This window comes from Pseudoalteromonas sp. SCSIO 43201 (assembly GCF_023716725.1).
GTDB classification, from domain to species: domain Bacteria; phylum Pseudomonadota; class Gammaproteobacteria; order Enterobacterales; family Alteromonadaceae; genus Pseudoalteromonas; species Pseudoalteromonas peptidolytica.
Window position 1 is genome coordinate 3,311,523 of the sequence record NZ_CP072683.1, and the last position, 14,042, is coordinate 3,325,564.

The 14,042-nt window shown below is 41.9% G+C and carries 13 protein-coding genes and 1 tRNA gene; 3 read left to right on the forward strand and 11 right to left on the reverse strand.

Annotated features, from left to right (window positions below):
* Position 1: 1 nt before the first annotated feature.
* The 3 genes from J8Z24_RS14385 to J8Z24_RS14395 form a co-directional block, all read right to left on the reverse strand.
* Positions 2–769 (reverse strand): class II aldolase/adducin family protein, encoded by a 768-nt coding sequence (locus J8Z24_RS14385; RefSeq protein WP_252094885.1) that lies wholly within the window; start codon positions 767–769, stop codon positions 2–4.
* A gap of 119 nt (positions 770–888) precedes the next feature.
* Entirely contained in the window at positions 889–1,212 is a 324-nt protein-coding gene (locus J8Z24_RS14390; RefSeq protein WP_125252082.1) for a c-type cytochrome, read from the reverse strand.
* 73 nt (positions 1,213–1,285) lie between these two features.
* Positions 1,286–1,822: a DUF2058 domain-containing protein gene (locus J8Z24_RS14395; protein WP_125252083.1), complete on the reverse strand. Its 537-nt coding sequence runs from the start codon at positions 1,820–1,822 to the stop codon at positions 1,286–1,288.
* 189 nt (positions 1,823–2,011) lie between these two features.
* Here J8Z24_RS14395 and J8Z24_RS14400 point away from each other — a divergent pair, with 189 nt between their 5' ends.
* Positions 2,012–3,145 carry an MFS transporter gene (locus J8Z24_RS14400; RefSeq protein ID WP_176032587.1) on the forward strand — a complete coding sequence of 378 codons (1,134 nt, stop codon included), beginning with the start codon at positions 2,012–2,014 and terminating at the stop codon, positions 3,143–3,145.
* Here the strand turns inward: J8Z24_RS14400 and J8Z24_RS14405 are convergent.
* The gene (locus J8Z24_RS14405) at positions 3,110–3,616 is read right to left on the reverse strand and encodes a prolyl-tRNA synthetase associated domain-containing protein (protein WP_125252085.1); all 507 of its coding nucleotides are present in this window, start codon (positions 3,614–3,616) and stop codon (positions 3,110–3,112) included. The two genes, J8Z24_RS14400 and J8Z24_RS14405, sit on opposite strands and share 36 nt — an antisense overlap.
* Entirely contained in the window at positions 3,613–4,008 is a 396-nt protein-coding gene (locus J8Z24_RS14410; protein ID WP_176032585.1) for a hypothetical protein, read from the reverse strand. Before J8Z24_RS14410 ends, J8Z24_RS14405 begins: the two co-directional genes overlap by 4 nt.
* Before the next feature lie 129 nt (positions 4,009–4,137).
* Between J8Z24_RS14410 and J8Z24_RS14415 the strand changes: the two genes are divergently transcribed.
* A tRNA-Ala gene (locus J8Z24_RS14415) sits at positions 4,138–4,213 on the forward strand.
* A gap of 323 nt (positions 4,214–4,536) precedes the next feature.
* Here the strand turns inward: J8Z24_RS14415 and J8Z24_RS14420 are convergent.
* Together J8Z24_RS14420 and proB are read right to left on the reverse strand one after the other, a co-directional pair.
* Positions 4,537–5,784 carry a glutamate-5-semialdehyde dehydrogenase gene (locus J8Z24_RS14420; protein WP_252094886.1) on the reverse strand — a complete coding sequence of 416 codons (1,248 nt, stop codon included), beginning with the start codon at positions 5,782–5,784 and terminating at the stop codon, positions 4,537–4,539.
* Between the two features lie 3 nt (positions 5,785–5,787).
* Positions 5,788–6,894, reverse strand: a complete 1,107-nt coding sequence (proB, locus tag J8Z24_RS14425) for a glutamate 5-kinase (protein WP_404824199.1) — start codon at positions 6,892–6,894, stop codon at positions 5,788–5,790.
* A 556-nt stretch (positions 6,895–7,450) separates the two neighbouring features.
* Here proB and J8Z24_RS14430 point away from each other — a divergent pair.
* Positions 7,451–9,322 (forward strand): cation:proton antiporter, encoded by a 1,872-nt coding sequence (locus J8Z24_RS14430; RefSeq protein ID WP_252094887.1) that lies wholly within the window; start codon positions 7,451–7,453, stop codon positions 9,320–9,322.
* A 231-nt stretch (positions 9,323–9,553) separates the two neighbouring features.
* Here J8Z24_RS14430 and J8Z24_RS14435 read toward each other — a convergent pair whose 3' ends face one another.
* From J8Z24_RS14435 to J8Z24_RS14450, 4 genes are all read right to left on the reverse strand, one after another.
* Positions 9,554–10,192 carry a tetratricopeptide repeat protein gene (locus tag J8Z24_RS14435; protein ID WP_252094888.1) on the reverse strand — a complete coding sequence of 213 codons (639 nt, stop codon included), beginning with the start codon at positions 10,190–10,192 and terminating at the stop codon, positions 9,554–9,556.
* A gap of 569 nt (positions 10,193–10,761) precedes the next feature.
* Positions 10,762–12,078: an adenylosuccinate synthase gene (locus J8Z24_RS14440; RefSeq protein ID WP_125252090.1), complete on the reverse strand. Its 1,317-nt coding sequence runs from the start codon at positions 12,076–12,078 to the stop codon at positions 10,762–10,764.
* A 340-nt stretch (positions 12,079–12,418) separates the two neighbouring features.
* A complete protein-coding gene (gene recA, locus J8Z24_RS14445; protein ID WP_128731631.1) occupies positions 12,419–13,471 on the reverse strand; it encodes a recombinase RecA in 1,053 nt (350 codons plus the stop codon).
* A 66-nt stretch (positions 13,472–13,537) separates the two neighbouring features.
* Positions 13,538–14,029 carry a CinA family protein gene (locus tag J8Z24_RS14450; protein WP_128731630.1) on the reverse strand — a complete coding sequence of 164 codons (492 nt, stop codon included), beginning with the start codon at positions 14,027–14,029 and terminating at the stop codon, positions 13,538–13,540.
* Positions 14,030–14,042 lie beyond the last annotated feature (13 nt).

Sequence of the window (14,042 nt, forward strand, 5' to 3'; positions counted from 1 at the left end):
CCTATTGAGCAAAGCTTGGGTCTAGGCGGTATGCTTTACGAAGCATTGCAGGCCAAGCAAGTTGGCCACCGGTGCTACCGCTGTGCACGACATTCGCTTGATTATAAATATTATCAATAATGGGCTGTGGTACAGGTACCGCTTGTTGTCCCGTTGCTTGAATCGCAACTTGAATTTCGCATGCACGCTGTAAGTCATAAAAACGCATAAAGGCGTCACCTACCGTTGGTCCTACCGTCAAACCGCCATGGTTTACTAAGAGCATATGGTTTGTAGTGCCCAAGTCATCTTGCAGGCGCTTTTTCTCATCCATATTGACCGCCAAGCCTTCGTAACCATGATACGATAACGATGGTAAGGAGAACATACTATGCTGACTCAACGGCAGTAACCCACATTCTAGGCTTGCGACGGCTATCGTCTCCTTGGTATGAAGATGGATAACACAATGCGCATCTTCTCGCACTTCATGGATTGCGCTATGAATAGTAAAGCCCGCAGGGTTAATTTTAAATGGCGTGTCATCAAGAATATTCCCCTGCAAATCAACCTTCACCAGGTTAGAGGCGGTCACTTCATCAAACGTCAAACCAAAGGCATTAACAAGATAATGGTCTGTCCCAGGTAAACGCGCCGACATATGCGTATAAATTAAGTCTCCCCAACGAAAGTGCTCAACCAGTCGATAGCAAGCTGCAAGGTCAACACGCAGTTGCCATTCATCTGTGCTTACTTTGTCTTTTAGATTTAACTGAGGTAATTCGAACATGGGGATCCCTTATTGACTCCACATCTGGATGTATAGAAGTCTAAAATAGCTTAATTATATCTTCAACTAAAAACCACCGCGAACGGTGGTTTTTTATTTTTAACGTCGAGCTGATGTTGTTATTCAACTTTAGATAGATACTCTGCAATAGCATCGATTTCTGCATCAGAAACATTCGCAACCATCGCTTTCATTGCAGCCGACATACCATTGTTGCGTTTACCTGACTTAATGTCTTTCATCTGTGCCGCTAAGTATTCTTTGTTCTGACCGTTTAGCTTTGGATACAGAGGCATGATTGGTGCTTTACCTTCTGCACCATGGCAGGTTTGACACATTTTAGCTGTGTATAGCGCTTTACCATCAGCAGCCATCGAACTTGTTGAACCAAGTGCACATATAGCCACAGCAGTCCCTACTAGTAGTTTTTTCATCTTGCTCATATCATTACTCTTTTTTGTTGACGGTTAACATTGTAAGTCAGTGTAGACTAAAGTTTGACCTTAAGCCTAATCACTACCACATCAAATCATCTGGGACTTCAAAGTCAGCATAAGGGTCATCCTCGTCACCTTGCTGATTGTCCTCTACATGGAAAACGATATATTTTTCGTCTACCTCAGCAATCTTTCTTGCTGGTTCATCTTGTAATACGTAGAACTTATCCTCTAATACGCAAATGGCCAACCGCCCCTTAGCTAAGGCTTGTTGTGTTTGAGCGTTTACGTCTAGCTCTTTAACTTTATTTTGATAAGTAAAGTTAAAGGTGACATCTCCACGGATAGCATCTTGATTGTGATGTTCCAAGATCTGTTTTACTCGAGCTATCTGCTCTTTGTTTTTTTGCGCCTCTAACTTGGCTTGATTTAACTCTTCAGCACGTTTTTGCTGCTCAAGCTTGGTTTGCTCAATATGCTTTTGAAGATCGGTTTGGTCGCTTGTCGCGCCCTTCTTTTTTTTCTTTTGCTGCTTACGCTTTTGCGTTTTCGCAACTTTCGCTTTGTGCTCAGTTGTTAGGCCAGCTTTTAGCAACTGCTCTTGCAGTGAACCCATAATGCAACTCCGTAAAATAGACTTTTCACTATTTTAACTCAGCAATTTTGATTGACCAGTGAGTAATTACGCCAATTCACTGTAAAACTATCAAAATTACTCTATAACATCGTGATGTAGCGCAAAAAATTGTCAACTAGTTTGCTTTAATTTAAGCTAAGTCATCAAAATTTAAAGCTTTCCAGCGCAATGCCCATCATCCACTTACTACTCTGCTCTGTTGCAATCTTTTTTGTATTGTACGCACCACAACCATTATTAGCTGAATTTTCAGAGCAATTTATGGTGTCCGCTTCCGATGCTGGAATGCTGATGTCTGCAACCATGCTACCGCTTGCCATTGCCCCAATTTGCTATGGTTTAATACTTGCCAAATCTAATCCCTTGAAAATTTTAAAGTGGACAATGCTGTTACTGGCGTTAAGCAACCTTGCTTTTGCATCTGTAGACTCATTCTCTGGACTGTTATTAATTAGGTTGATCCAAGGGTTATTGTTACCAGCTGCACTTACCGCCATGACGGGCTACATAGGCCAACAATTTAGTGGAACATTGTTGAAAACAAATATGAGCCTGTATATTGGTAGCAGTATCGCTGGGGGTTATTTTGGTCGTACATTGGCTGCAAATTTTGCAGTGTGGTTTGAATGGCAGAGCTTTTATTATCTTAACGCTTTATTGTTGATAGTACTTGCTTTTAGCATTAGCGCGAGTAAAAACAAACCACCTATCATTACTGCAACTAAGATTAAAGACTATTTAGCGCCACTTAAGCAGGCTCACCTAGTTCGGCTATATAGCTCGATATTTTGCATGTTTTTTTGCTTTGCTGGCTTACTTAACTTTTTACCCTTTATACTCAAGTATGACTTTAAGTTAACCGACCCTAGTAAAGTAGGCTGGGTCTATACGGGTTACTTAGTGGGAGCATTAGGCTCGACAATTACGCCTTGGCTACAAAATAGATTTCAATCAACATGGCAATTTCTGGCCATAGTGTTTTTTATCTACGCTACAACTATTGCGCTTTTACCAACAGCTTCACTCGTCTTTTTTGTGCTGTTATTTACACTTTTTTGCGCGTGTATGTTTGTCATCCACACTACCGCAGCACCGCTGGCTAACAGTATTAGTCAAGCTCCCGCAACGGTAACAAATGGCGCCTATGTATCTTTCTATTACTCAGGTGGAGTACTCGGCTCCTACCTACCCGGCCTCATTTATGAGTATGCAGGATTAAACTGGTTTGCCGTGTCACTTTTTGCAGTATGCACATTAGGGCTATGCTTAAGTCTTAGAAATGCAATCCAACCAGCGCGGTGAGTGCCCCGTTGATTGCCAAAAATGATTTAGGTTATCTAGAGTCACAACCCAAGTTTTAGTATTCACTAATGGGTGGCACTGCCATCGCATCGCAGATTGTAGTTCACTATCGAGCCACAGCTCTACTTTTTGCTCGCTATCATTACAAAGGGCAAGAGCTGAAACACAGCCTTGTTCAACACCCAAATATTTTGCTAATCGCTCTTTGGAAGCAAAACCCAAACGAGATAGTCCCTGCGCTTTTGATAACGCTTTTAAATCGACTTGCTTATCAGCAGGAATAATAAAAAGAAAATGGCGCTTTCCATAGTTGTCTCGCAAAAAAAGATTTTTCAGGCGCGTCCCTTCTCTTACTAATCCCAGCTCATCGGCATCGCTACACGTATGTAAAGGAGGATGATCGTAATTCAGGTAGTCGATACCTAATGTAGCTAACTGCTTTGCCAATGCTTCGGGATTGTTTCTAATCATAAGCACTGGCCTCTAAGCTGTACACTACGTTGGCGCCAATAAACATCGGTAATTTTATAGCCTGCGCCACAATAGCGCTCGCTAGCCAAAGCAGGCTTTAATAATGCAACAGCTTGTTCTTCGAGCTTGAGTTTGAGCGCGGGTGAATCTTCTATGCGTTCAAACTCAGCAAAACGTTTAAGCTCGCGCCTTGACACTGGCTTGCTTGAGTCCAATTCCATTCTTGGAGTTGCCTCTACCGTCACAATAAATGCAAACTCTTGCTCACCAGACGCTGACTGACGTTTGTGGAGCGATTGTTTCTCAATTACTAGCACAGGTTCGTCAGACTTAGATGCACATCCAGCGAGTGTACTAAATGCAATAACAAAAAACAGGCAACGTTGAAACATAGCTAACTTAATAATTATTCTTTCGGTTCAGTGTAACAAAGACTACAAAAAAATAGCGAAATTTTTTGCCAAGGGTTGACGAGTAAATAAAAAATGATTAAATTTCGACTCGTCTAGAAGACGAAACGTGGGGCTATAGCTCAGCTGGGAGAGCGCCTGCCTTGCACGCAGGAGGTCAGCAGTTCGATCCTGCTTAGCTCCACCACTTTTCTTTCCTTCTTTATTTTTATCCTAATACCACCTAAAAAAGAAAAAAGCCCAAGTCTATTGACCCGAGCTTTACAGTTACTTATGTCATTATTCTGTGTTATACCAATTCTCTCAATTAAGTGGTCTATTTTAACGCGAGAAAATCTTGTCGATAACTTCACCACCGTGTCCTGCTTTCGCTAAGGTACCTACATCTATATAGGCAACGCAAAAATTTTGCTATTTAGTTGTTCTAAATAAGAAATTTTTAACGCTGTTAGCGTCAGATTTACTACCTCAAATTGAGCAAATATTAAGTCAAATTGGTATTAATTCACACTATTCTCTTACTTGGCCTTCGCCATTTACTAAGAACTTTTCCGTTGTAAGAGACTCTAGACCCATTGGCCCATAGGCGTGTAATTTAGTTGTCGCAATACCAATTTCAGCACCTAGACCTAACGCTGAACCATCGCTAAAACGAGAGGATGCGTTTACCATCACAACTGATGCGTCGACACCACGTTGAAACAGCGCTGCTGTCGCTTGGTTTTCTGTACAAATAACTTCAGTGTGGTGACTCCCAAAGCGGTCGATATGTGCAAGTGCCGCATCAAAGTCTGCAACTTGTCGTATCGCAATTTCTAAGCTTAAATATTCTTCACCAAACTCATCTTCATTCAGCACCACTGCATGCTCAAAATAATCAGCACTTTGCTTACACGCATTTATTTTTACGCCTTTTTCAGCCAACGCTGCAGCCGCTTTGGGTAAGAAGTCTGCAGCAATATCTTGGTGAACAATAAGCCCCTCAAGTGCATTACATACGCCTGTGCGCTGAGTCTTACCATTTAATAGCAAGGCCAGTGCTTTGTCCAAATCAGCATCCTTATCAATGTATAAGTGACAAACGCCTTTAAAGTGCTGAATAACGGGTACTGTACTGTTCTGTGTAACGAAGTTGATCAGCCCTTCGCCACCACGGGGTATGATCAAATCGATATAGTCTTTTTGCTGCATCAACTCCATTAATAAACCACGGTCTGGATCTGGAATTACAGAAACAAGCGCAGTAGGCAAGCCGTGCTTTTCTAGCGCTTTGTGCATCGCTTTGGCAATCTCTAGTGAGCTGCAAAGCGCTTCCTTACCGCCTCTTAAAATCACACCATTACCTGATTTAAAGCACAATGCTCCAGCATCTGCTGTCACATTCGGGCGTGCTTCATAAATCATGCAAACAACACCAAGTGGCACTCGCATTTTGCTAATTTTAATGCCATTTGGTCTTACCCCCATATCTCGCAGTGCACCGACAGGATCGTCTAGTTGAATAATCGTTTCGATGCCCTCAGCCATACTTTCGATACGCGCTTGGTTTAGCGTCAATCTATCTACCATGGCATCGCTAAGTTGATTATCACGCGCTGCTGCTAAATCAGCTTCGTTAGCAGTGATAATTGCCTCACTGTTTTCACGAATACCTTTGGCCATATCTGTAAGGACTGCATTTTTTTCTTCTGTAGACAGCAATGCTAACTTCTTTGCAGCTGTTGCTGCTTGTGATGAAATATCTGTAATTAAACTCATACCTTAAGACTTCTCCAATAATGCAATATCTTGTTCTGAAATAACGGGCCCTATGCTGTCTTGAATTTTTTCGCTGATCGGACTTTCTTCATGTTCGGTTAAAAAGTTAAGTAGACAACTACTATAGTTGGTCGTTGCTTTCGCGAGACGCTTACCATCTTTGCTACGCACCAGCACGGTATCCCCTACAGAGAATTCTCCTTTCACTTCAGCTATCTCATCACCACTAAGCTGCCCAACAACCTGATTATCACTTTCACCATAATCACTTTCTACAACCAACTCACCTTGTTCGGATGCCGTGTGAGTCATCCAATGTACAGCCTCTTGCATTGGTTTGTCATAAGCGGTGAAAACAGTGCCAGGATTTTTACCTGCCAGTAGTTGTTCAAAAGTGGTCTCTTCAAAACCATTGACAATATATGTGTCTATACCGTGAGACGTTGCCTTTTCGGCCGCTTCAATTTTTGTTTTCATCCCACCAGTACCTACCTTGCTTGTTGGGCACCCGGCCATGTCGTAGATTTCTTCTGTGATCTCTGTCACTTCTGAAATCAACACTGCATCAGCGTGTAAATTGGGGTTTTTAGTATATAACCCACTGACGTCAGAGCAGATAATCAAGCCATCAGCATCTGCCGCAGCAGCAACCATAGCTGATAGGTTGTCATTATCTCCAACTTTCAAATTATCGGTGGTCACCGTGTCATTTTCATTGATAATAGGCAGTATTCCGTGCTCCAGTAAAGTGAATATTGTTTCACGGATACTGGTATATCGTTCCCTATCACGCAAGTCACCATGAGTCAATAGGATCTGTGCTGACGGAAAGTCGAAGAAACGATCCCATGTCGCCATCATTTCTGTCTGTCCTGCTGCGGCCATTGCTTTTTTAACCGCAATACTTGGATGATCTGAATTTGGAAATAAGTGTGACCCAGCAGCAACAGAGCCTGAGGAAACCAAGATAACCTCAATACCTCGAGCCCGACAGCGCACTATAAATTGCGCGATGCTGAGTAAGTAGCGAGAACGGCAACCATCTTGCTCAGGTGCAATTAATGCACTTCCAATTTTGATAACGATACGCTTTGATTGTTTCATCGACATAAATTCCTGCTTAAATTCACCACTCACTCACACAAGGGTACTCAAATACCTTCTACTAGAAGACAACAGAAAAGCGCAATGCTTCGACCAAAACGGCCGGCAAATAGATAAAACAAACAGACGTGCGACAAAAATGTATATGCTTAATCGCCACACATGCTAAATCCAGACACAACACACAAAGTAGTTGGCTGACATTTCACTAATAGAAGATTGATTGTGACACCAAGTATTTAAACCTCGACGTCGAGCCGTTTTCAGCAGAGGCCACCATGGTTTGGTGCGGCTGAAAAGGCTGTACCGCAATGAATAATTGCGTAATGAGTAGATTTTAAAGATGGCGTAAGCTCGCTCACGCCTTGAGTTTTATTACCTTAACGTAAGCTTAGGTCAGATTGCAACCTTCACACATATTAATTATTTATGACGACTATAAATAAACTTAATAACAGCCTATTTTCAATTATTTATTCACTTTCCCCCCATTCAAACTATGTTATAACTGGATGATGGCTATACTGATAAAAATGTTGGGATATTCCAACTAGGAGAATCTATGTCAGCAATCTACATTGCAGGTATTGCAGTATGTTCTGTAATCGCCCAATGGCTCGCATGGGCCTTTAAGGTTCCTGCTATTTTGTTTTTACTACTGATAGGATTAGCATTAGGTCCTTTTAGTGGAACGCTCGATCCAGATGCCCTGCTAGGTGACTTGCTTTTTCCTGTCGTGTCTCTGTCTGTCGCAGTTATTCTCTTTGAAGGGTCGCTTACCCTTCACTTTAAAGAGCTTAAAGGGATCGGTAAAGTCGTTCGAAACCTATGCTCGATTGGTATGCTAGCCACATTCGCGGTGATTGCGACAACCGCAATTCTGGTACTAGAGCTTAACTGGCAAGTTGCAGCTGTACTAGGCGCGGTATTAGTCGTAACCGGCCCAACCGTTATAGCTCCTATGTTAAATGCAATGCGCCCCGATAAAGACATAGATCGTATACTTCGCTGGGAAGGCATTGTTATCGATCCGATCGGTGCTTTGTTTGCAGTATTAGTATTTGAAGCCGTTTCTTTAGTTGGCAATGAAGGGATCTTTAGTCACACACTCTGGGCGCTCATTTCCACCTTGGGTGTAGGAATAAGCATCGGTGTTATCTCTGGTTTTTTAACCAGTTTATTAATTCGTAAGGAATGGCTGCCATTCGAGCTACATAAGTTCGCTATTTTAGCTCTGGTGCTATTTAGCTTTACCATATCAAACCACCTTAGCCACGAGTCAGGTCTACTTGTCGTCACCATTTTCGGTATATGGCTAGCAAACCAAGACGATTTAGAAATAGATTCTGTGTTGGAGTTTAAAGAAGATCTTTCTATGATCCTCATTTCCAGTCTATTTATTTTACTAGCAGCGCGACTCAAGCTCGAAGATTTAATGCTACTGGACACGGATGTGTTCATCTTTTTAGCTGTGGTATTGTTTGTTGCTCGTCCACTATCCATATTTGTATCAACATTTAATACCGACTTACCGATTAAATCTCGTATTTTACTTAGTTGGATAGCCCCACGAGGGATTGTTGCTGCTGCAGTTGGGTCTGTTTTTGCACTTAGTATGACCAAGTCTGAAATTACTGATGCTGATAAAATGGTACCACTTATCTTTACAGTTATTATTATCACCGTTGTATTACAAAGCTTAACCGCAACACCATTTGCGCGCCTTTTAGGAGTTCGTCAACCCAAGCCAAACACCTTACTTATTATAGGTGCAAATCATGTTGCGCGAGCTATTGCAAAAGGCTTAAAGGATCAAAATGTTGATGTTTACTTGTCAGATCCAGCTTGGGAAAACTGTAAAATGGCAAGGATGGATGGCTTACCCTGTTACTATGGGAACCCCCAGTCAGAACATGCAGAGCGCTATCTTCCGCTCACCAGTCTCAAATCTGTGTTGGCACTTTCTCCTAATCGTCACCACAATGCACTTGGAGTTCAGTATTTCTCACACTTACTTGGAGAGCAATTTGTTTACTCCCTTAAGTCATCTACCAATCATGCGAAAGCAAACAAAGACAGTGCGACTTTTCTTTCACGTCAGATTTTATTCGGCGACGAAGGTAACTACGCCAAACTCAGTAGTATGATGGCCAAAGGTGGAAAAGTAAGTGTAACTCGGATCTCTGATGAATTTGATTGGGAACAGTATAAAGAGGTTAATTGTGAAGCAATACCTTTGTTTGTGCTAACTGAGCAAAACAAGGATGAAGAGCCTTTATTGATCCGCCCATTCACTTCAGAGATGAAGAAACTACCAGAAGAAGGCGATAAGATCATTGCACTGCAGCCGCCAAAACTAACGGTGTTAAAGGATCCGAATGTCAGCAAAGAAGGGCAAATTGGTGCAAAGCTGAGTAATCAACAAATTACGTAACTTTAGTTTAAACCAATTCTCTTAATTAAGTGGTCTATTTTGAGGCGAGAAAATCTTGTCGATAACCTTGCTACCGCGTCCTGCTATCGCCAAGGTACATACATGCGTGTAAGCAAGACAAAAATTCTGCTATTTAGTTGTTCTAAATAAGAAATTTTTAACGCTGTTAGCGTCAGATTTACTCCTTCAAATTGAGCAAGTATTAAGTCAAATTGGTACGGATATTACAGCTTATATCGGCAGCCTAGCGCGTTTTACTACGCTGCTAGGCATCTTTTGGGCTAACTGAGCAAGTGCAATTTGAATACGCTTATGCAGTTTTTTATCTGCAACTGCAGAGTGAAATAACCATCGGTAGGCATCTTCATAGTCTCTAGGGCTGCCATGGCCATCATTAAATACATCAACAAGGCGTAACTGGGCATTAAGATTTCCGAGCGCAGCCGCCTCTCTCAAGTAAGTCACAGCCATCGCTTTATCCTCTTGCACCAACTGGCCAACATCGTAATAGCGGCCAAGTTGTTCAAGTGCTGCTGCCAGACCTTGCTCAGCGGCTTTTTTCATGTAGTAAAGCCCAAGCTCAACATCACGGTCTACGCATACGGCATAAGCGAGCATATCGCCATAGAGAAATTGATATGATGGTAGGGCCATTATTTCAGCGCGCGCTTCAATATCCCTCACCAACTGACACTCATCTGCTTTTACGCGGGCAAGGTGTTGGTTTTTATTAATAAGCTCAATCAACTCTTGCTGAGTATATAAGGGCACAGCCTCAATAGCTTCTTCAGCAAATGCTTTATTAGGTATTGTAAGACCTAGCGCAACGCCCAGTACTGGTGCTGCAATATAACGGAGTAAGTAGTTCATTGAAAACCCATCAAAGTAACGCTAACTGATATACCAATTCACTTAATTAGGAGCTCTATTTTAAAGCAAGAAAATCTTGTCGATAACACCGCTGCCGCCCCCTGCTTGCGCCATAGTACCTACGCTCTACAGGCAAGGAAAAATTTTGCTATTTATACCAATTTTCTTAATTAAGTGGTCTATTTTGAAACGAGAAAATCTTGTCGATAACAAGGCAAAAATTTTGCTATTTAGTTGTTCTAAATAAGAAATTTTTAACGCTGTTAGCGTCAGACTTACTCCTTCAAATTGAGCAAGTATTAAGTCAAATTGGTATTAGTTGCGCTAAACAAAAAATTTAATATAGCTAACGTTAGATTTACGCCTTCAAACTGAGCTAGTGTTAAACCTTATTGGTAATAACTATAGCAGGCTGTAGAGATAACTTTATCACCGCAAAAGCAATTTAATGAATAGTAACCCAGCAGCCAGCATACATACTAACCTTAATATCGGCAGGAGTAGGAAAACTTGTAGGAAAATAGACACAAAAAAAGCTGCATTTGCAGCTTTTTTAGATTGATAGCAGATTATTCAGTAAACGGGTTACGTACAATCATGGTTTCAACACGGTCAGGACCAGTTGAAATAATATCAATAGGAACGCCTGTAATTTCTTCTAAGCGTTTGATGTAGTTGATAGCAGCCTCCGGTAGCTGCTCAACAGAAGTTGCACCAAAAGTGTTTTCACTCCAACCTGGCATTTCTTCATATACAGGTGTTACTTTTTCATAGCCTTCTGCGGCAAGAGGTGTCACGTTAGTCACCGTGCCATCTTCAAGCTGGTAACCTGTACAGATTTTTACTTTTTCTAAACCATCAAGCACATCTAGTTTAGTTAAGCAGAATCCGCTGATGCTGTTAATTTGCACAGCACGACGCATTGCTACTGCATCAAACCAGCCTGTACGACGGAGACGACCAGTTGTTGCACCAAACTCGTTGCCTTTCTCGCCTAGATGTCTGCCAACTGGGTCTTGCTTGTCTTGGCCGTCGTAAAGCTCTGTAGGGAAAGGACCTGAACCAACACGAGTTGTGTAGGCTTTAACAATACCTAAAACGTAATCTAAGTGTAGAGGACCGAAACCCGCACCAGTTGCAACGCCACCAGCTGTCGTATTTGAAGAGGTTACATACGGATAAGTACCATGGTCGATATCTAGCAATGTACCTTGCGCACCTTCAAATAGAATATGGTCGCCGGCGTTGCGTGCTTGATCAAGTAGTTCAGTAACGTCAACAATCATTGACTTAAGTACTTTTGCAACTTCCATTGCATCATCATATGTCTTCTGGAAGTCAACTGGATCTACTTTGTAGTAATTGACCAAAGCAAAGTTATGGAACTCTAGTACTTCTTTTAGTTTCGCTGCAAATTGCTCTGGGTTGAAAAGGTCACCAACACGTAGGCCGCGACGTGCAACTTTATCTTCGTATGCAGGACCGATACCACGACCGGTTGTACCAATGGCTTTTTCACCACGTGCAAGTTCACGCGCTTGGTCTAGTGCAACGTGGTAAGGCAAGATTAAAGGACACGCTTCGCTGATCAATAGACGCTCGCGTACAGGAACACCACGCTCTTCAAGCATATGGATTTCTTTCATTAATGCGTCTGGTGCAAGTACCACACCGTTACCAATCACACATTTAACGTCTTCACGTAAAACACCCGATGGGATCAAGTGTAATACTGTTTTTTCACCGTTAATTACTAGTGTGTGGCCCGCGTTGTGCCCGCCTTGATAGCGAACAACTAAAGAAGCCTTATCTGTAAGTAGGTCAACTACTTTACCTTTACCTTCGTCACCCCACTGGGTGCCCAATACAACGACGTTTTTACCCATTGCAAATTCACTTAGAAAAAATTAGGCGCAGATTTTACCAGAAAACCATAGTTGAGATCATCCCAATTTGCCTAATTTTTCTGCTTTCATTGATATTCATTATTTCTCATGTCTCTCTAAAGAATATAACTCATTGAAAAGGCGGCTGAATAGGCACAAGTAAAGATGGCTAATAAATTTTTATATCAAAATTCGTAATCCATTCGAATTAATCGATAACTATCTCCTTGTTATCAAAAGTAAACTTATCGTAAAACGCAAAAAGCCCGACATCTGATGTCGGGCTTTCCTACCATAGTCACTACAGCCAATAAGCACATGTTGCTATTGGCTAATTAGGTTATAGCTCTAAATCGTCCTCAGCTTCTGCAAGATCTTTGCCTTCTGCATCTTCAGGAATGGTAGCTTGTGCTAGTAGCATTTCTCTCAGCTTGCCTTCAATTTCATTGGCAATCTCAACGTTTTCTTTTAAGAACTTAATTGAGTTAGCTTTACCTTGACCAATCTTATTGCCCTTGTAGCTAAACCATGCACCTGCTTTATCAACGAGCTTATGTTTAACCCCAAGGTCGATCAGCTCACCTTGTTTAGAGGTACCTTCACCATACATGATGATAAACTCAGCTTGTTTAAATGGTGGTGCCACTTTGTTCTTAACAACTTTAACACGTGTTTCGTTACCAACGACTTCGTCACCTTCTTTTACCGAACCAATACGACGAATATCTAAACGAACTGAAGCGTAAAACTTAAGTGCGTTACCACCTGTTGTTGTCTCTGGGTTACCAAACATTACACCAATTTTCATACGAATTTGGTTAATGAAAACACATAGTGTGTTTGAACGCTTGATGTTAGCTGTAAGCTTACGCAGCGCCTGAGACATCAGACGAGCTTGCAGACCTACGTGCGAGTCACCCATGTCACCTTCAATTTCTGCTTTTGGTGTTAGCGCCGCTACTGAGTCAACAATAACCACATCAACTGCACCAGAACGTACTAGCATGTCACAGATTTCAAGCGCTTGTTCACCAGTATCTGGCTGCGACACTAAAAGCTCATCAACATTTACACCAAGCTTTTCTGCATAAATTGGGTCAAGTGCATGTTCCGCATCAACGAAAGCACAGGTTTTACCTAGCTTTTGCGCTTCGGCAATCGCTTGTAATGTGAGCGTTGTTTTACCTGATGATTCTGGACCATAGATTTCAACAATACGACCTGTTGGTAAGCCACCAATACCAAGCGCAATATCTAGACCTAGTGAACCAGTTGAGATGGCTTCAATATCTAGTGCCTTGTTCTCACCTAGCTTCATAATTGAGCCTTTACCAAACTGACGCTCAATTTGTGATAGTGCTGCGTCTAGTGCTTTTTGCTTGTTATCGTTCATTTGCTTCTCCAATTCAGCCTAATGACACCTAGTATACTGTATGAAATTACAGTATCAAGTATAATTTTATGAATTTACTATCATCATGGTCTTTTTCAAAGCAAATTCAATGGCTTGCAACCTAACACTTGCTCTATCACCAGCAAAAATTTGATGAAAAGCAAGTACCTGTGTCGCATTTGCAACGGCAAACCACACGGTGCCAACGGGTTTATCAACACTGCCACCCGATGGTCCTGCAATGCCTGATACCGCAATAGCAACTTGGGCATTCGCAGCGCGCTGAGCACCTTGCGCCATTTCTAACACGGTTTGTTCACTCACGGCACCATATTGATCTAGTGTCTGTTGTGATACACCTAACAATTCATGTTTAGCTTGATTACTATAAGTAACAAAACATCGTTCAATATAAGCAGAACTCCCGGGGGTATCTGTTAATGCGTAACTTACCCCACCACCAGTACATGATTCTGCGGTAGTGATTGTTACGCCTTTATTCGTTAGAATAGCGCCCAATTGTGCCGCAAATTCGGCTATCTCTTTGTAGTGCTCCATAGGAAAACCTTTT